14 protein-coding genes are annotated in these 18,757 nt (G+C 69.9%); 6 read left to right on the top strand and 8 right to left on the bottom strand.

Going from position 1 to position 18,757, the window contains the following annotated elements:
- Window position 1: 1 nt before the first annotated feature.
- The 3 genes from ACTWQN_RS33305 to ACTWQN_RS33295 are packed head-to-tail and all read right to left on the bottom strand — an operon-like array spanning window position 2 to window position 4,154.
- Complete coding sequence (locus tag ACTWQN_RS33305) at window positions 2-2,323, bottom strand: AAA family ATPase (protein ID WP_443207616.1); 2,322 nt, start codon at window positions 2,321-2,323, stop codon at window positions 2-4.
- Complete coding sequence (locus ACTWQN_RS33300; protein ID WP_443207615.1) at window positions 2,320-3,255, bottom strand: hypothetical protein; 936 nt, start codon at window positions 3,253-3,255, stop codon at window positions 2,320-2,322. The genes ACTWQN_RS33305 and ACTWQN_RS33300 overlap by 4 nt, the downstream gene beginning before the upstream one ends.
- Window positions 3,252-4,154: a hypothetical protein gene (locus ACTWQN_RS33295; protein ID WP_443207614.1), complete on the bottom strand. Its 903-nt coding sequence runs from the start codon at window positions 4,152-4,154 to the stop codon at window positions 3,252-3,254. The genes ACTWQN_RS33300 and ACTWQN_RS33295 overlap by 4 nt, the downstream gene beginning before the upstream one ends.
- 361 nt (window positions 4,155-4,515) lie before the next feature.
- On the opposite strand from ACTWQN_RS33295, the gene ACTWQN_RS33290 reads away from it, so the two are divergent.
- Window positions 4,516-5,742 (top strand): lysozyme, encoded by a 1,227-nt coding sequence (locus tag ACTWQN_RS33290; RefSeq protein ID WP_443207613.1) that lies wholly within the window; start codon window positions 4,516-4,518, stop codon window positions 5,740-5,742.
- 243 nt (window positions 5,743-5,985) lie between these two features.
- Complete coding sequence (locus ACTWQN_RS33285; protein WP_443207612.1) at window positions 5,986-11,037, top strand: tetratricopeptide repeat protein; 5,052 nt, start codon at window positions 5,986-5,988, stop codon at window positions 11,035-11,037.
- A 40-nt stretch (window positions 11,038-11,077) separates the two neighbouring features.
- Here the strand turns inward: ACTWQN_RS33285 and ACTWQN_RS33280 are convergent, their stop codons facing one another.
- Both ACTWQN_RS33280 and ACTWQN_RS33275 read right to left on the bottom strand, forming a co-directional pair.
- Window positions 11,078-11,395, bottom strand: a complete 318-nt coding sequence (locus tag ACTWQN_RS33280; protein ID WP_443207611.1) for a hypothetical protein — start codon at window positions 11,393-11,395, stop codon at window positions 11,078-11,080.
- Window positions 11,379-11,612 carry a DUF397 domain-containing protein gene (locus tag ACTWQN_RS33275; protein WP_443207610.1) on the bottom strand — a complete coding sequence of 78 codons (234 nt, stop codon included), beginning with the start codon at window positions 11,610-11,612 and terminating at the stop codon, window positions 11,379-11,381. The genes ACTWQN_RS33280 and ACTWQN_RS33275 overlap by 17 nt, the downstream gene beginning before the upstream one ends.
- Before the next feature lie 492 nt (window positions 11,613-12,104).
- Between ACTWQN_RS33275 and ACTWQN_RS33270 the strand changes: the two genes are divergently transcribed.
- The 4 genes from ACTWQN_RS33270 to ACTWQN_RS33255 all read left to right on the top strand — a co-directional run bounded on the left by ACTWQN_RS33270 (window position 12,105) and on the right by ACTWQN_RS33255 (window position 15,365).
- Complete coding sequence (locus tag ACTWQN_RS33270) at window positions 12,105-13,268, top strand: acetyl-CoA C-acetyltransferase (RefSeq protein ID WP_443207609.1); 1,164 nt, start codon at window positions 12,105-12,107, stop codon at window positions 13,266-13,268.
- 44 nt (window positions 13,269-13,312) lie between these two features.
- A complete protein-coding gene (locus ACTWQN_RS33265; RefSeq protein WP_443207608.1) occupies window positions 13,313-13,780 on the top strand; it encodes a MaoC family dehydratase N-terminal domain-containing protein in 468 nt (155 codons plus the stop codon).
- A gap of 3 nt (window positions 13,781-13,783) precedes the next feature.
- Window positions 13,784-14,212: a MaoC family dehydratase gene (locus tag ACTWQN_RS33260; protein ID WP_443207607.1), complete on the top strand. Its 429-nt coding sequence runs from the start codon at window positions 13,784-13,786 to the stop codon at window positions 14,210-14,212.
- 391 nt (window positions 14,213-14,603) lie between these two features.
- Window positions 14,604-15,365, top strand: coding sequence for an SDR family oxidoreductase (locus tag ACTWQN_RS33255; protein WP_443207606.1), 762 nt, complete (start codon window positions 14,604-14,606; stop codon window positions 15,363-15,365).
- A gap of 67 nt (window positions 15,366-15,432) precedes the next feature.
- On the opposite strand, the gene ACTWQN_RS33250 is transcribed toward ACTWQN_RS33255, so the two are convergent.
- The 3 genes from ACTWQN_RS33250 to ACTWQN_RS33240 form a co-directional block, all read right to left on the bottom strand.
- The gene (locus tag ACTWQN_RS33250) at window positions 15,433-16,551 is read right to left on the bottom strand and encodes an acyl-CoA dehydrogenase family protein (protein WP_443207605.1); all 1,119 of its coding nucleotides are present in this window, start codon (window positions 16,549-16,551) and stop codon (window positions 15,433-15,435) included.
- Window positions 16,552-16,624: 73 nt separating this feature from the next.
- On the bottom strand, window positions 16,625-17,641 hold the full coding sequence (locus ACTWQN_RS33245) for an acyl-CoA dehydrogenase family protein (RefSeq protein WP_443207604.1): 1,017 nt from the start codon (window positions 17,639-17,641) through the stop codon (window positions 16,625-16,627).
- Complete coding sequence (locus ACTWQN_RS33240) at window positions 17,638-18,753, bottom strand: acyl-CoA dehydrogenase family protein (RefSeq protein ID WP_443207603.1); 1,116 nt, start codon at window positions 18,751-18,753, stop codon at window positions 17,638-17,640. Before ACTWQN_RS33240 ends, ACTWQN_RS33245 begins: the two co-directional genes overlap by 4 nt.
- Window positions 18,754-18,757 lie beyond the last annotated feature (4 nt).

The raw sequence follows: 18,757 nt of genomic DNA, 5'->3' as shown, positions 1-18,757 counted from the left end.
TTCAGTTGGTTGGGGCGAAGGATTCGAGCATTGCGTTGTGTATTCGGGAGCCTAGGCCGTCGAGGGTTTCGCGGATGTTGGCCAGGCGTGCCGAGGATCGGACCGTTTGGTCGTAGAGGTCGTCGGTGCCGGTGGAACTGGTGGCTAGGTCGCCTAGGACTTCCAGGCCGATCAGCGGTAGGTATTCGTAGAGGACGTCGTAGGTGCGGCACAGGGTGGAGAGGCGTTCTCGGTCGACGATGTACAGCTGCCCCTGCGTTGTTGGCGGGGCGGCCGATCGGTACCAGTCGGCGATGCCGTCCCGGAACGCCACGACCAGCCTGCTCAGCAGGACCGCGACGCCGACCGCCGGGAACACCTTCTGCGACCGCAGCCAGTCGCGGATCTCGTCGCGGACGTCGACCCCGCGCGCCGGATCCTCATCTGTGCTGACGAAAGCGGCCCGCAGCACCACGACGACCTGGCTCAGCGAGTCCAGCGCGCTCACCGCATCGTCGAACAGCCGCGCCACCTCGGCGGGCAGCCGCAGCGGCTTCGCCACCCGCGCCCCGTCGTCGTCGCGCGGCGCGGCCGCGTAGAGGGTGTCGGAGATACCGGCCAGTTCGCGCTGCAACACGGCGAGTTGGCGGTCCGAGGAATTCCGGGTGTCCTCCAGCCGGATCGCGAGCTGCTCGATGAACCGCTGGGTGTTGGCCTGCTGGCGGCTCATCCGGCCCAACCGCTCCTGCACGGCCTCCAGCGGATCATCGGCCGCCACGGACTCCAGGCCGCGGATGCGGGCGGCGAGCGCGCTGGCCAACGTTTCGTTGAACGTCCAGTGGTCGTACACCAGCGGCTCGGCACCGAAGGCGGCGCCGAGTTCGGCGGCGAACTCGGTGGGCAGGTAACCGACCACGACCAGCAGCGCTTCCGTTTGCCCGGCGGCATTGCGGATCGCGGTCGCCCGCCGGGCCAACCGCTGGCTGTCCTCGGAGGTCAGCACGGATTCGGTGAGCAGCAGGGCGCAGCCGGAACCGCTCCGGCCGACCGGGATCCAGTAGTCCGCCCGCGAGTTCTCGTCCAGTCCCACCAGCTGATCCCGGCGGTAGGTGGAGCCCTGCGCGTTGAGCACCCGCCGAATCGCGTTGCGGACGTCGTCGATGCTCGCGTGGTCGAACTGGTTGTTCAGCGCGACCTCGTGGACCATCGCCACGGTCACCGGCCGCTGCTGCTCGGTGGCCTTCCGGTAGAGCTGGTAGCACAACCGCACGATCTTGCGGGCGATGCCGTCGGTGAGCTTGACCAGGTAGTTGACGGTGTCCACTGTGAACGGTTCCAGGAGGTCTTCGCCGTGCGCCCGGCGGCGGCTCTCCCGGATGAAGTCGATGGTGTTCTCCGCGCTCAACGCGGAAGCGGTGATCACCCGGCCGATCCGCTGCCGGGCGTTGCCGCTGAGCACTTCGAGGTAGTCCGGCAACCCGGCGAGCACCAGCATCGCCCGTGCCCCGGCGAAGACCTCCAGCAGTTTCTTGAAGCCCTCGATGGCATCCTCGGTCGGCCGGTTGGCCGCGGAGAGCACTTTGTCCAGTTCGTCGATCACCACGATGAACCGGCGGTTGCGGTGGCCGTAGAGCAGCGCGAAGACGCCCATCGCCTCCAGCGCCGCCGCGTCGGTGTCGACCGCCGAGGCGATCCCGCGATCCGCCAGGATCTGGTCGGGCTCGTGGCCGGTCAGCCACTCCCACACGACGTCGTCAAAACCGTGCCGCAGCAACAAGGTGAGGGCGGTGCCGAACGCCTCGTTGTGGGTAACGTCCTCCAGCTTGCGCTGCACCTGCTGCAGGAAGCTGCTCTCCATCAGGCCGAGGCGCGAAACCACTTCCACGGGATCGATCTCGCCCGCCCGCAACGGCTGCGCGAGGTCCATGCCGAACGCCGACTCGCTGAGCGCGTCGGCGACGATGTCCGCGTAGTACTCCTGAACCCGCTCGCGGACGTCGCGCAGTTCCAGCTGCTCGATGAATCTCCGGTACAGGGCCACGAAAGTACCGGCCGGTGCGTCGAGGTAGATCGTCTTGGTCACCTCGGGCACCCGCCGGTTGGCGTGCTGCAGCAGCTCGACGGCGAGGTGCGTCTTGCCGGTCCCGTAGTCCCCGACGATGGCGATCACGTTGCCGTGCTGCGGGGAATCCAGGTATCCGTCGAGCAGCCGGACCGCCTCGCGGATCGCCGGAGTGGGAATGGTGACGGTGTCCGGGGCGAACTCGGCGACTCGGGCCACCGCGGTCGGCGAGAACGGGTTCACTTCGGCGGACCGGGCATTGTCCGAGTGGCTGCCGCTCATCGCGTCGTGTCCTCGCCTGGCGTCCGCATCAGCCGGAAGAAGTAGTCGGTGATCTCTTCGTAGCTCAGTTCTGGCGAGCGTAACGCAAGTTCCTCCGGCGACCGGCGCCGTAAATCCTCGTACACCCCGTGGAGCAGGGTTTGCAGCTGACCGATCGACCTCGGATAGCCACTGGTGGTCACGCGCAGCATGGTCTCCTCGGTCACCTTGGGGTACACACCGGCATCCGGGTGAAGTTCCTGGCGGGCGCGGGCGAACAGCCAACCGTCGCCGTCGTCGAGCGGACCGACCCGCAGCAGCACCGGTTCCGCCCGGCAGGCGCGGCGAATCTGCGCCCAGTGCCGGTCGACGTAGTCGACATAGGAGCTCTCCGCGAAGAAGAGGATCTTGCGGCGGGCGAACCTCGCGTAGTGCTCGATCTCGCGCACCAGATCCTCCGACGAGGGCAGCACGACGATCAGCGCCAGCCCGCTGTCGAGCGCGTCGAGGCGGTTGCTCAGCGTGCGGTAGCCGAGATCGAGCCTGTCGCGGAGCTCGGCGAGTTCCTGGAGCTGGTCGGAGCTGAGCACCCGCAGTCGCGCGAGGTCGGCGAGCAGGCATTCGTACACCAGCGTCAGCCGGTGCTCGATCGGATCGCTGGCCGAGGACTCGTCGACCAGCGAGATGATCTCGCCGTACCCCAGGTGCTCGGCGAGCCAGGCCGCGCAGCGGTTGATCAGCGAGGTCTTTCCGCAGCCCTGCTGGCCGGTGGCGACCACCAGACGACCTTCGTGCAGCAGGCTCGCGGTGTCGCCGATCTCCTCCTGGAACCTCTCGAAGGCGGCCTGCGTGTTGTCCACCGGCACGTAGTACTTCTCGTGCTCGTTGGTCTCGTACGGGCACAGCGGGGCCTGCGGTCGACCAGTCGTGCCCGGCACCAGGTAGGGGTTCATCGGTCCGTCTTCCTCGGCTCGGCCGGGAGCATGTTGCGGTGTGGGCGCCAGGGTCGTTCCAGCGCGTGCGCGACCTGGTTGATCGCGGTGTCCAATTGGGACAGTTCGGTGCGCAGGGTCGCGGCGCGCTGGGTCTGCTCGTCTCGATTCGTCGTCCAGCCTTGGACGATTTCGTCGCCGAATCGGTTGCCGGTCAGTTGTCGCCGCAGTCGGCGCGGGGCCCGCCACCGCGAATGCAGCACGCAGACGGTGCGCAGCCGAGCGTCCAGTTCCGCGCGGCGGTCCCGCACGTCCTTGTCGGCCGGGCGGCCGGGGGCGCTCGGATCGGTCCAGCCGCTGAGGTATTCCTCGACGGCTTTGGTGAATGCGGCCGCCGCGGACCGGAGGTCGTCGGCCAGCAGGCGGCCTCGGCTGGTCTCGTCGCGCCAGGTGGTGGTCAGCAGCGTGAGCACCGCACCGGCGAGCACCGGCAGCAGCACGTTCCACACCGCCTGCAATCCGTTGGGGTTGGGCGGTATGGCGATCGTGGAGATCGCCTTGCAGGCGCGGTCGAAGTCGCGCGGCCGCTCGGTTCGCCACTGCGGCACGGTGAGATCGCGTTGGCGGCGATCGGGTTCGGTCACCCGCAGCAGCTTGGGATCGGGTTCGGTCGCCTGCGGCGGTGCGGTGTCAGGTTCGGTCGGCTGCGGTGCTGCCGCAGCCGGGCCGCGCTGCGCGAGGCCGAGCGCCACCGCCGCGTCGACCAGCGCCCGCTGCTGGGCGGTGGCGAGGCAGTACACCGTGGTCGCGTCCCGGCGGGCCGAATCCGCGCAGCCCGCGAGCGAGAACGCGGCGCACACCAGCACTGGCCACAGGACCAGCGCGCGCCACCCGGCCCGGCGCGCGGCGGTCGTTCCCATCGATGTCAGCTCCGCGGGTGCAGGTGTGGTGCCCGGCTTTCCTCAAGATTTGTTCTTACCACCGGAGCGGAAACCGCTGGGCCGCATTGATCAAGTTGATATTGCTCGACGTTTCGCCTCGGCGGTGTGCACGGTCCGGAAGCGATCGGTCACGCACCGACCCGAACCAGCCCGGCCACGATGCGCTACTGCCGATGTCGAGGTTGTGACGGGTGCCCCGGGGTCCCGGCACTGACCTCGTCTTAGTCACTATCAGTAGTGGATTGGGCGAGTGCTGTAGCTCAAAAGGGTTAAACCTAGGTAGTCGCCTAGGTACAAACCGCGATGCAGGTACACGCTCCGTGCTGGAGTGTGGGGACGCGTGAACCCCGAATCCTCCGACAAAACAAGATCCCCCGAACACACCGATCACGTCTCGACCCCCAACGAGGCGACTGACCGAGGGTGGCGCTCCGCCGCGCTGCGAGCCGATGCGGCCCTGCGCACGGCAGTGGATCGCGTGCGCCCGGCGGCGCACCGCGTCGGCGAGTGGCTCGCACCACTGATCCAGCGCCTCCTGCGGTGGCTGGCGCCACTGCTGCAGCGCATCCAGGACGCACCCGCGGTGCAGCGCCTCCGGGAGAGGGTGGCGCCGCACGTCGCGGCCGTTCAGCAAAAACTTCCCCAGTCCGTGCGGCAGGCGCCGCGCACGCGGTCGATGCAGGCAGGCGCCGCCATCGCCGCCGTCGGCGTGGTGGGCCTGGTGATCGGCAGCGTCGCTTCCGGTCCGGGCCAGGCCCAGGTCGGCGAGGCGGCGTTGGCCGCTCCGATCCAGCTCCCCGCCCAACCGGCCGCCGAGCAGGCCGCTGCGGTGCAGGCCCAGCAGCCTGCGGCCCAGCAGCCCGCGGCTGATCAGCAACCGGCTGCCCAGGCCCCGGCTCCGGCGGCGCAGCCCGCGCCCCAGGCGCCGCTGGGTCCGCCAGCCGAAGGCATCGACGTGTCCAACCACAACGGCAGCATCGACTGGAGCCAGGTCGCCGCCGACGGCAAGAAGTTCACCTTCGTGCTGGCCACCGACGGCACCGGCTTCACCAACCCCCGCTACAGCGAGCAGTACCACGGTGCCAAGGACGCCGGGCTGATCGCGGGTGCCTACCACTTCGCGCGGCCGGGTTCGTCCTCGGCTGAAGTGCAGGCCGACCGGTTCCTGAACATCGCCGACTACCAGTCCGACGGCAAGACCCTGCCGCCGGTGCTGGACCTGGAAGTCGACCCGAACAGCGGCGGCTGCTACGGCCTGTCCGTCGACGACATGCACCTGTGGACCAAGACCTTCAACGACAAGGTCAAGGAGCGCACCGGCAAGGACCCCATCATCTACGCCAACCCGTCGTTCTGGCGGCAGTGCATGGGCGGCACCGACACGTTCGGCAACCACGCGCTGTGGCTGGCGTCCTACGGCGTGGACAACCCGACGGTGCCCAGCGGCTTCAACGACTGGGACTTCTGGCAGTACACCGACCAGGGCCAGGTCGCCGGTATCAGCGGCAACACCGACCTGAACCAGTACCAGGAGGGCATCGAGCGGCTCAAGCAGCTCGCTGGCTGACAACTCAGGCGTTCGCAACGGTATTTCGACCGGAGCGGGCCGTCCGCACAGGCGCGGACGGCCCGCTCTTCTTCTTCTCGATCCGCGCGAGCCGGAAGCCGGTAGGACGCGCAACGGGTCCGGTAGGTTGCTGCCTGGCCAGGTGATCTTTGTCGGGCATTCGATGACGGGGATTGGCCGCAACTCAGGGTGGCGGACCGATATTCTCGCCGCGATCGATGATCACCTGATCGGAGGCACGGCATGTCACTGTGGGAACAGCGGGTCACCCGGGCCCGACAGCTGTGGATCAACGGTGATCATGCTGCCGCCGAGCACGAGTTGCGCACCGTGCTGGCCGACGGCGATTTCGACACCGCCGTGCACGCGGCATGCCTGTTGGGCGAGCTGCTGACCGAACGCGACGACGAGACCGGCGCGCGCGGGATGTACCAGCGGGCGATCGACTCCGGACATCCCATCTACGCCCAGATGGCCGCGATTTCGCTCGGGCTGCTGCTGTTCGACGCCGACGACCTGACCGCCGCCCAGGCGGTGCTGCGGGTCGCCGCCGACGGCGCCGACCCGGATGCGGCGGGCCGGGCCGATGCCCTGCTGGCGCAGGTGCTGCACATGCTCGGCGACACCGCGGGCGCCCGCGAGGCCCGCGATCGGGCACTGACCTGCCACGACCCCGGCGTGGTCGAGCTCGCCTCCGAACTCGACCTGCCCGCGCCGGGGGAACGCTCCGCCGAGGAATACCTGCAGGTCGCCTACGAGCAGGCCTGCTCGCTGCTGGAGCAGGGCCGGGACCACGACGCCGAGCCGATCCTGTTGCGGCTGCTGGACAGCGGGCACCCGAACTACGGCTCGCTGGGCGCCGCGAAGCTCTACAGCTTGCACGTCGACGATCCCGGGACAGCACGGCGGATGGCGGAGCGGATCATCGCCTACCGCCACCCGGAACACCTCGGCTGGGGCCACGTGCTGCTGGGCGGCGTGCTGGAGGACATGGCCGATCCGTCCGGCGCGGCCGAGGCGTTCCGGCGCGCGACCGACGATCCGCGCCCGGACGTCCGGCTGCACGCGCTGATCCACCTGGGCATGCAACTGCGCGAACTCGGCCGACCCGACCAGGCCCGCGACACCTACCAGCGGGTCATCAACACCCGCCACCCGCGCTATTCGGTGGAGGCGCTCGGCGTGCTGGCCGAGTTGCAGCGCGACGACGGCGACATCGCCGCGGCGGTCGAAACCTTCGGCAAGGTCGCCAATTCCGGGCACCCGGAGAAAGCATCGCTGGCCGCCTACAACATGGGCGTGCTGCTCTACGAGCACGGCGACCAGAACGCCGCCGCGGCGGCGTTCCGACAGGCCGCCGACGCCGACGATCCGCACGTGGCCCACCAAGCCGAACTGGCACTGTCCATGATGGACGTGATGGACGCCCAGCAGGATCCCGCCAGCGACGACGCGAAGCAGCTGGCGCTGCGGGCCCGCGAGGCGGCGAAGGTCGGTGACCTCGCCACCGCGCGGGCCGCCTACCAGCAGGTCATCGAGATGAACGCGCGCATCTGGTCGGTGATGGCGGCCAACTCCCTCGGCCTGGTGGAGGCGACCATCGGCGACGTCGACCGCGCCCGGCAGGCGCTGCGGCGGGCGGCGGCCTCCGACGAAGGATCGCTGGCGCTGGACGGCGCGTTCCGCGGCGCGCTGCTCGACGAGCCGGCGGCGCGTCCGGTGCTGCAGGCGTTGTTCCGGTTGGAGAACAACGACGATCTGATGCTCGACCAGCTCGTCACCGATGCCGAACCGGAGGTCCGCGACCTGGCCTCGGTGGTCAAGGCCGAGCACCTGATGGCCAGCGACGTGTCGACCGCGGTGGACGTGCTGACCCGGCTGGTCGAGTCGCCGAACCAGCTCGTCTGGACGAAGGCGGGCCACCTGCTGGCCAACTGGCTGTTCCGGGAACAGCGGCACGACGAAGGTCTGCGCCTGCTCGGCCGGGTCGTCGACGAAGGGCACCCGGCGCTTCGCCCCTGGTCGGCGGCGCAGCTCGGCGATCTGCTGCTGGACCACGGAGATCTCGAAGGCACCATCGCGGCGTTCGAGACCGCGCTGGCCACCCGGCATCCCGAGGTGGTCAGCGAGGTGTTCGGCAAGCTCGCGCTGCTGTACCGGAGGTGGGACCGGCACGACGAGCTGCTGGACCTCTACCGCCGGACCGCGGCCAGCGGCCACCCGGAGTTCGGGCCGCGCGCGGCGTTCCTGCTCGGTGAGGAACTCGTCGAGGCCGACGACCTGGAGTCGGCGCTGCAGCTGTTCACCCAGGCCGCTGGCTCCACCTCCGCCGCCGCACCGATCGCGGCCTTCGGCATGCGCGCCATCCGGCAGGAACTGGAACCCGCGCGGGCCAGCTTCCGCGCGCTGGTCGACGACGAAAAACCCCACTACACCGCCACGAAACTGTGCCTGAACCTGGCGCACCGGTACCAGAGCCGCGGCTCGGTCGAGTTCACCGATTGGGCGTTGCGGCTGGTGGTCGAGGCCGGTCACCCGGAGAAGGTCCAGCAGGGCTGGCTCTTCCTCGGTGCACTGCGCAACGAAAGCGGCGACGTCGAAGCCGCCGCGGCGGCGTGGGAACACGCCGCGCAGGGCAGCGATGCCGACGAGGCGGCGGTGGCGAAGTGCAGCCTCGCGGATCTGTTGCGGGGCACGGGCGAACTGGACCGGGCGGACGCGCTGCTGGCCGAGGTCGCCGCCAGCGACGCCGAAAACGCCGCAGAGGCCGCGCTTCGACTGGCCGCCCTGCGCGATGAGCGCGGCGACGTCGACGGCGCGATCGACGCCTTCCGCCGCGCGGAGTCGGTGGGCTCCCGGACGGCGGCCGCCCACTCCGCCGTCAACATGGGGGTTCTGCTCGCCAGGAAAGGCGAAACCGCCCCGGCGCGGGAGGCTTACGAACGCGCGATCTCCTCCGGTGTGCCGGGCGCCCAGGCGCACGCCGCGCTGAACCTCGGCAACCTGCTCCGGGACGCCGGGGACGAAGTGGGGGCGAGGGCCGCCTACGACCGGGCGCTGGAGTTCGACGACCCGGACATCACACCGTACGTCTACCAGCAGATGGGCGCCGAAACCGCGGAACAGCGGGCATTCCGGCTGATCCACGACGGTGACGTCGAAGGCGCTCGGGCGGCGATCGGCGAGCACTACGGCTCGGCACGGGTCGCCGACTTCTGGTGCGCGGCCTTGACGGACCTGTCGGCCGCGGCGCCGATCCTGGGTGGGGCGTCCGGGGACGACCTGCAGGTGTGCTCGCAACTCGGGCTGGATTACGGCCGGGCACTGGCCGACGAGGACAGTCCCGATGCGCGGGTGCTGTTCCGGATGGTCGCCGACCACGGACACCCCGCTCTCGCGCCGAAGGCGCAGATCGCCCTCGGCAAACTCGCCGAGCAGCAGCGGGAACAGGCGATGGCGCTGGTCTGGTACCGCCGCGCGGTCTGCGCCGACGAGCCGGAGGCGGTGGCCCGCGCCGGGGTGCTGCTGGCGCAGCTGCTGGCGGGGTTGAACGACCCGGAAGGCGCGAGGGCCGCTTGCCGGCAGGCCATCACCGCAGGTTCCGGTGTCGGTGCGGTGGATGCGGGTCTGCTGCTCGGGTACCTCCACCACGTTGCCGGTGACCCGGTCGAAGCGAAGGCGATCTGGGACCGGGCCGAGCAATCCGCCGAGTCGCCCGAGCAGTTCGGGGCGGCGCTGCACCACCGCATCACGCAGATCGGGCGCATCACAGAGATCGGCCGCATCACAAAGATCGCCGAAACCGCCGACGCGGCGCTGGAACTGCTGCGCCGGGCGACGACTTCGAGCGACCCGGAGACGGCGATCATCGGGATGGGGTTGCTCGGTGAGCGCGCCGACGACCCGGCCGAGGCCATCAGCTGGTTCCGCAAGGCCGTCGAACTCGGCGTGCCCGGGCATTCCGATGCCGTGCGCAGCCGACTCGGCGAACTGCTGCTCTCGCAAGGCGATCAGGATGCGGCCCGGATCGAGTTCGAGCGGGTCAGCAGGTGCGAGGAGCCGGGAATCGCAGCGCGCGGCGAGTTCGGAATGGGCCTGATCCGGTACGGGGAAGGAGATCTCGCGGGGGCGGTCGCGGCCTTCGTCCGGACCGCAGCGCACACGGACGACAACGACATGGCTGAAGACGCGCTGAACAACGTCCGCGTGGTGCTCGAAGCGCAGCGGACCGCCGGTGATCACCTCGCCGCGGCCGACACCCTGCGCCGAATGGTCGAAGCGGTCCCCGAGCACCACGTCGCGGAGTGGGCCCACGAGACCGGCACCGGTTTCATCGAGGCCGAGGACTACGACGCCGCGCTGGTCTACCTGCGGTGCGCGGTGGAGATCGGTGCCCCGAACCCCGCGCCGGAAGCGGTGCTGGCACTGGGCGAAGCGCTGCACCTGCGGGGCGATCAGGTGGGCGCCCGGCAAGCCTACGAACGCGTGCTGAGCACCGGCGACGAGCAGTCCGCCGCGATGGCGAAGTACCGGCTGATCGAGTTGCTGCGCGACGACGATCCGGCCGCCGTGGAGGAGTTGATGCAGAGCCCGGACGACGTCCTGGGCACCGCGATGAAGGCGCTGCTCGGGCTCAAGCGGCGCGACGAGGGCGACACGGCCGGGGCGATCGAGATGTTCCGCGAGGCCGCTGGCGGCGACGACGAGCAGTTCTCCCCGATGGCCAGCTACGCGCTGGCCCAATCGCTGCGCGCGGAAGGCGATCTCGAACAGGCCCGGCAGGTCTACCTGCATCTGATCGAGTCCGCTCCGCAGGACCGCTACGCGCGGGAAGCGCTGCTGGAGCTGGCTGCGATGGCCTATCACGCCGAGGACGACGTGGCGGCCCGCGAATGGAGTCTGCGGGCGTGGGAATCCGACGATCCCGAGCTGTCGGCGAAGGCCGCGATGAACCTCGGGGTCATCGCCAAGCGCCGCAACGACCTCGACGCCGCGACACCGTGGTTCCTGGCGCTGATCGACCTCGGGCATCCCACGGCCGCGCTGGCCGCCGCCCACCTGGCGGAGATGCACTACTGGCGGGACGAACACGCCGAGGCGGCCCGGCACTACGAATACACCCTGGCGCACACCGAAGACCCGGAACTCATCGCCGAGGCGGCCTACCGCGTCGGCGAGATCCGCTACCAGCGCGGCGAGCTCCAGCAGGCGCGCGACCTGCTCGGCCGCGCCGCGCGCACCGAAGACCCGTCCTTCGCCCCGCAGGCGAGCGAGCTGCTGGCCAAGCTCGGCTGACCGTGGGGTTTCCGGAGCAGGAGTTCTCAGGCGGCGGGCATCACGTGCGCACGATGATGAGCCGCTCCGGGAGCGCGAGCACCTGGTCCAGGACATCGCAGGCCGCACCAGCCGTCCGCCAGTGCGCCGCGCTCAGATCGTCCAGCGTGTGCGCGCCGCGCGAAACCCGTGCGGCGCGCACATCGTCCTCGCCGCGCAGTTCCACGATGTCGATGATGTCGCCTGACGGGCGCACGTAGATCAGGGCCATCAGCTCGCCGTCGGTGTCCCGCACCGGCGGCATCAGCCGGAAACCGCGTGCCACCAGTTGGCGCAGGCGAATGCTGGGATCAGGATGGGCCTCAGCGGACGAGGTCATCGAATTCACCGTCCTTGGCACCACTGAGAAAGGCGGCCAGTTCGGCTCGGGTGCAGATCAACGCGGTCCCGTCCGACTGGTTCGATTGGCGTAGCGCGATGGTGCCGTTGTCGAGGGCCGCGAGCTCGATGCAGTTGCCCCATTTTCCGCTGTGGCGAGACTTTCGCCAGGTCACACCCGCGAGCGCGGCGACCGGGACCTCGAACTGATCACTCATCGGATCTCCCTCGCCTCAACTGCACATGCAACTGCATACGCCGTTGCGCGAGACCGTACCACAGCGCTCTGCGATCATGTGATTACCGTGCGTGCTCGAACGATTGGTGTGTCGGGGTACCGCGCATCTTCAACAGCGCTCGCCCGGCCTGTTCGGGACTTCGGGCATCGACCATAGCCCGCGCCGTTCGATCTCCGGCCGTTCGTCCAGGTGTGGCGCCTCGCCGAGATGTTCCAGGATCCGTCAGTTCCGGTTCCGGCGAAGCGCGGCATGGTGAGCAGGTCGGCAACGGCGCGACTGGTGGCCGACCGGACCGCCGCTCGGGCCGCTGTACCGGTGCGGCACGGCGTCCGCGAACCCCGGTCCGCTACCAAACGCTTGCTTGTTCAGCTGGCTGCCGGTCGCTAGTCTGCTGGTGTCTGGCGGATTCAGCGCGTCCGGCCGGTGCCTCGCCCGGATCCGCCGGTCGGTACCCGTGCGGAAGGGGCGGTCATGGCGGAGGCGTACATCATCGACGCGGTGCGGACCCCGGTCGGCAAGCGCGGCGGTGGGCTCAGCGGCATCCACCCGGCCGACCTGTCCGCCCACGTGCTGCGGAACCTGGTGGCGCGAACCGGGATCGACCCGGCCGCGGTCGACGACGTGGTGTGGGGATGCGTCGACGCGGTCGGCGCGCAGGCGGGCAACATCGGCCGCACCGGCTGGCTCGCCGCGGGCTACCCCGAGCACGTCCCCGGCGTCACGATCGACCGGCAGTGCGGATCTTCCCAGCAGGCAGTGCATTTCAGCGCCCAAGCCGTGCTCAGCGGCACGGCCGACCTGGTGATCGCCGGTGGCGTGCAGAACATGAGCGCCATCCCGATCGGCAGCGCCCTGCTCGGGGCCGCCGAGCTCGGGTTCCCCGTTGCCTACGGCCCGAATTCCGGTTCGGCCGGGTGGCAGTACCGGTACGGCGACGAGGAGGTGACGCAGTTCCGCGGCGCCGAACTGATGGCCGAGAAGTGGGGGATTTCCCGCGACGACATGGAAGAATTCGCGCTGCGAAGCCACCGCCGGGCCGTCGAGGCGATCGACACCGGCCGGTTCGACGAGGAGCTGGCACCGATCGCCGGGGTGGAACGCGACGAAGGGCCGCGGCGCGACACCGACAAGCGGAAGCTCGAAGGCCTCAAACCACTGCGCGACGGCGGCCGCATCACCGCCGGGTTGGCCAGCCAGATCTCCGACGGCGCGTCGGCGCTGCTGGTCGCCTCGGAACGAGCCGTCGCCGACCACGATCTGCGGCCGCGAGCGCGCGTGCACCACATGAGCGTGCGCGGCGACGACCCGGTTTTCATGCTGTCGGCACCGATTCCGGCGACCCGGCACGCGCTGGCCAAGACCGGGCTGAGCGCCGCCGACCTCGATGTCGTCGAGATCAACGAGGCCTTCGCCAGCGTGGTGCTGGCCTGGCTGCGGGAGATCGACATCGACCCGGCGCGGGTCAACCCCAACGGCGGCGCGATCGCCCTGGGCCACCCGCTGGGCGCCACCGGCACCAAGCTGATGACGACGCTGCTCGCCGAGCTGGAACGCACTGGCGGCCGGTACGGTCTGCAAACGATGTGCGAAGGCGGCGGCACCGCCAACGTGACCATCCTCGAACGCCTCGGTTGATCTCCGGGTGGATGGCGGCGTCGGCGGCAGCGGAGAGGAATTCCATGGCCATCAACCGCGATTTCATCGGGCACACCTTCAGCTGCGACGAGCCGTACGAGGTGACGCGCGGCAAGATCCGCGAGTTCGCCGACGCCATCGGCGACGAGAACCCGGCCTACCGCAGTCCGGCGGCGGCGCAGGAGCTCGGCCATCCGGACGTGATCGCCCCGCCGACCTTCGGGATCGTGGCCGCTGGCGCCGCGTCGCCGAACAGCCCGATCCGGCATCCCGACTTCGGCCTCAACTACCGGTTGGTGGTGCACGGCGAGCAGAAGTTCCGCTACCGACGGCCGATCCGCGCCGGTGACGTGCTCACCGCGCAGGGGCGGATCGCCGAGATCCGCGATGCGGGGCGCAACGAACTGGTGCGCATCGAGACCGACATCCGGGACGCCGATGGCGAGCTGGTGTGCACGACGGTGAACGTCATCGTGTCGCGGGGCACCGCGGCCGGGCAGGCGGGGCAGTGATCCATGGCGGCGAGCGTGCGCTACGACGACGTGGCGGTCGGCACCGAGATCGGCCCCGCGCGCTACCCGATCCAGCGCCTGACGCTGGTGAAGTACTGCGGAGCATCCGGGGACTTCAACGTGATCCACTGGAACGAGCGGATCGCCAAGCAAGCGGGGCTGCCGAACGTGATCGCGCACGGCATGCTCACCATGGCCGAAGCAGCCCGCCTGGTCACGGACTGGGTGGGCGACCCGGGCGCGGTCCTGGAGTACGGCGTCCGCTTCGCCAACCCGGTAGTGGTTCCGGACGACGACGAAGGAGTCCAAGTCGTGGTCACCGGCCGCGTGGTGGACAAGACCGATGGCAAGCGGGTCGTGGTCGACCTGTCCGCCACGACCGAAGGCACCCAAGTCCTGGCCAGGGCCCAAGCGATCGTCCAACTCACCTGACCGCGAAAGGAGCGGGACCGGACACCGCGAGGTCGCCGGTGTGGTCCCGGCTCAGTACGCTCTGCCGAAAATTACCCGCTTGCCGTAGGCGCTCGGTTTCCCGCACCGCACGCACGCGCCCGCATCTTGCTCGCCGTCGAAGGGTACAGCCCGGCCAATCGGACTTAGGTCAGGCGGTGCGGTCCCGGACCTGCACACGACACGAGGTTCGGTTCGTCGACGAACCTGTTCAGGGGCAGCGAATTCCCCGACCTTACTGTGGGTGCGGCAGGCGTCGAGGAGTTCCGCGCGCCGCCGCGATGACGGCATTGCGGCCGCACATCGTTCCCTTTCCGGTTCGGCGCCCCGCCGCTACAGTGGTTGAAACAGTCGTTTCATTGGAGGTGGTGGGATGGGCGACTGCACGGATTTCTCACTCGCGGGGCGCAACGCCCTGGTCACCGGCTCGGTACGCGGCCTGGGGCTGGCGATGGCGCGCGGTCTGGCCAGGGCCGGTGCCCGGGTGGTGCTCAACGGGCGTGACCCCGTCGCCCTCGACGGCGTGGCGGCGGGACTACGGGGCGAGGGGCTCGACGTCGACGCCGCCGCTTTCGACGTCACCGATCTCGACGCGGCGCGGGAAGCGGTGACTGCCCTCGGTTCGGTCGACGTGCTGGTCAACAACGTCGGCCACCGCGACCGGCGTGGCGTCGACTCGCTGACGCCGGGCGATCTGACCCGAATGGTCGATGTCCACCTGACATCCGCCTACGCGTTGAGCCAGACCGTCGCCCATGGTCTGGTCAGCCTGCGCAAGCCCGGCCGGATCATCAACGTCTCGTCGGTGATCGGCCAGCTCGGGCGGCCCGGGGACGTCGCGTACGCCACCGTCAAAGCTGGGCTCGACGGGCTCACCAGAGCTCTGGCGGCCGACCTCGGCCCCAACGGCATCACGGTGAACTCGGTGGCGCCGGGCACCTTCGCCACCGAAGTCAACGCCCAGCTGGCCGAAGATCCACAGTGGGCGGACTGGTTGCGGTCCCGGACCTCGCTCGGCCGTTGGGGGCGACCCGAGGAGATCGCCGGTGTCGTGGTCTTCCTGGCTGGCGACACCGCTTCTTTCATCACCGGTCAAACCATTTCCGTCGACGGCGGCATGACGACGACGTTCTGAAGGACTCGGTCTGGAGGAACGCGCGGACGTGATGGTCGCCGACGGAGACGAGCCGGGTTCCCGAGGATCATGGGCGCGTTGCTGGGGAGAGGCGGGTGCGGTGCCGGTGGGGGGTGCCGAACAGGTGGGTGGCTGCGTGGGCTCTTTTCAGGTGCAGGTGGGCTTCGTGTTCCCAGGTGATGCCTATTCCACCGTGCAGTTGGATGCCTTCGGCGGCGATCGTCGAGTACGCCTCGCAGCAGGCTGATTTGGCCATGGCCGCCAGTTCGGCGGCTCGTTCGTCGTGTGTGGACACCGTCCAGCTGGCCGCGTACGACAGCGAGCGGGCCGACTCGATCGCCACGTAGCAGTCGGCGAGGCGGTGCTTGATCGCTTGGAACGAGGCGATGGGTCGGCCGAACTGCCTGCGCAGCTTGGTGTACTCGACCGTCTCGTGCAGCCAGCGCTGGGCTGCGCCGATCTGCTCGGCGGCGAGCGCGGCGGCTGCGACATCCAGCGTGCGTCGCAGCGGCGCTTTCCCGATGAGCGTTGCGGGTGTGGAGGCGAGGTGGACCTCGGCCATCCGCCGGGTGAGATCCAGCGGTGTCGCGGCGACCACAGTGGACGGTTCCGGGGTCAGCTCGAACAGACCCAGCGAGTCGGCAGTCCGGGCGACCGCGAGCACGGTGTCGGCCTGCGCCCCGTCGAGCACGTATGACTTCTGCCCGTCCAGCACGTACTTCGGACGCTCGGTGTGGGCGTCGGGCGTCGAGCTGTCGTTGAGGCGTGCGGTTGTGGCGCACGTGTTGGTATCCCAGGGGGAATCCGGTTCCGCCCAGGCGAGCGAGACGACTCGTTCGCCGGAGGCGATGCCGGGCAGCAGACGTGCGCAGGTGTCGGCCTCGCCGGTGGCCAGCAGTGCTTGCGCGCTGATGACGGCGCTGCCGAGGAACGGGTTCGCCACCAGCCGCCTGCCGAGTTCTTCGACGACGATCAGGGTTTCCAGCAGGCTGAACCCGCTGCCACCCCAGTCCTCCGGGATGGCCAGGCCGGGTGCCCCGATTTCGGCCAGCTGCTTCCACAGCACCGGGTCGTAGCCGGGGTCCGGGGCATCCGGTGCGGGGATCGGCGGGCCACCGTGCCGGTCGAGCAGTCTGCGCACGGTGGCCCGCAGTTCGTCCTGCTCCTCGGTGAACGCGAAACGCACTACGCCTCCCAATGCCTCGTCCGGAACCGCTCGCCGGGGCCGCTCGCGTCAGCCCCGGCGCACCGCTGCGATCTCAAGGTTCGTGGCCAGCGCATCGGGTGCCCCCGATGGGGGTGGCGGTGTCGACGGCCAGGGCAGCGGCGACGCGGCGGCGGTGCCAGGCCGGGGTGCCCCATGCGGAGCGCAGCGCGGTCGCCTTGGTCAACCACAGGTGCAGGTCGTGCTCGGCGGTGTAGCCGATCGCACCGTGCACCTGCAGCGCGGTGCGCGCCGCGGTGTAGGCCGCTTCACCGGCGGCTACCTTGGCCGCCGACACGTCGCGGGAACGCCAGGCTCCGTCGGCGGCCACCGACAGGCACGCGCCCCTGATGAGCGGGCGGGCGAATTCCAACTCCAGCAGGGCGTTCGCCAGGTGGTGCTTCACCGCTTGGAATTCGCCGACCGGGCGGCCGAACTGGTGCCGTTGCCCGACGTACGCCGTCGAGAGGTCGAGCATCCGCCGCCCGAGCCCGAGCAGATAGCTGGCCGCGCCCAGCACCCCGTGGTCGAAAGCGACGTCGAAGTCACCCGATTCGACGAGTTCGGAGGACGAGTGCCGCACCGCGAACAATCGCCGGGTGGGGTCGAAGGATTCCCGTCGGCTCAACCGGATTCCGCCGATTCGCCGCACGGCGCCGTCGGCGCAGCCGAACACCGCGTCCGCCTGGTCCGCGTCGAGGGCGTACGGCAGGTGCTCGGCGATGACGACGGTGCCAACCGATCGGCCCGCCGCGAGCTCAGCCAGCCACTGGTCGGACAGCAACCGGGGCAGGAAGGCCAGCGATTCCACCAGCGGACCGGGTAGCGCGGCGTAGCCGCATTGTTCCAGGCAGACGGCGAGTTCCACCGGTCCGAGCTGGAGTCCGCCGTAGCGGTGCGGGGTGGTGAGCCCGGTGACGCCGAGTTCGGCGAGTCCGCGCCACAACTTCCGCCACGGCTCGGCGTCACCGACGGCCCAGGCGCGGGCGATCCGCGGCGTGTCGGCGGCGTCGAGCAGGTTCCGCAGCGTGTCCGCCATGTCCTGCTGGGCGTCGTCCAGCGCGAACCTCATCGCGACCCCCTCGGCAGCCCGAGCACCCGCTCCGCGATCACGTTGCGCTGGATCTCGTTGGTGCCCGCGTAGATCGGACCGGCGAGCGAGAACAGGTAACCCTCGACCCACGGCGACCCTTCGGCCTCGGCACCGAGCAGCTCCCAGGCGGTTTCGTGCATCGATATGTCCAATTCGGACCAGAACAGCTTGTTCAGGCTGGCCTCCGCACCCAGCACCCCTCCTTCGACGACCTTCGTCACGGTCTCGAACGTGGCCAGCCGGTAGGCCTGCGCGCCGATCCACGCATCGACGACCCGATCGTCATCGAGCGCGCCCGGCAGTTCGGCGAGGTGGCGCGCGGTCGCCAGGAACCGACCCGGACTGCGCAACGTCAGGCCGCGCTCGTTGCTCGCGGTGCTCATCGCCACCCGCCAGCCTTCGTCGACCGCGCCGAGCACGTCGCGGTCGGGCACGAACACCTCGTCCAGGAACAGTTCGGCGAACGCGGGCTTGCCGTCCATCCGCCGGATCGGTCGGACCGTCACCCCGTCGGCGTCCAGCGGGAACAGGAAGTACGTCAGCCCGCGGTGTCGCTGCGCCGCCGGGTCGCTGCGGAACAGCCCGAACGCGCGGTCCGCGAACGCCGCGCGGGAACTCCAGGTCTTCTGCCCGGACAACACCCAACCGCCCTCGACCCGGCGGGCGGTGGAGCGGATCGCGGCCAGGTCGCTGCCCGCCTCGGGCTCGGACCAGGCCTGCGCCCAGATCTCCGCGCCAGCGGCCATGCGCGGCAGGTAGCGCCGCTGCTGATCGGCCGTCCCGTGCTCGAAAAGCGTTGGCGCCAGCAGGAAGATGCCGTTCTGGCTGACCCGGCCGGGCGCGCCCGCGGCGTAGTACGCCTCCTCGAAGAGCACCCATTGCAGCAGCGATGCACCGCGTCCGCCGAACTCCTCGGGCCAGGACACCACCGACAGCCGGGCCTCGTGCAGCAGCCGCTCCCAGCGGCGGTGCGCGGCGAAGCCCTCCTCGGTTTCCAGCGATGGCAATGGTTCGCGCGGCACGTGCTCCCGCAACCAAGCCCGGACCTCGTCGCGGAACGCCTGGTCGGCGGCGGAAATCGAGAGGTCCACGGCC

It is taken from the genome of Saccharopolyspora antiqui (assembly GCF_052246905.1).
Taxonomy (GTDB): Bacteria; Actinomycetota; Actinomycetes; order Mycobacteriales; family Pseudonocardiaceae; genus Saccharopolyspora.
This window is presented reverse-complemented; position numbering and strand designations above follow the sequence as displayed.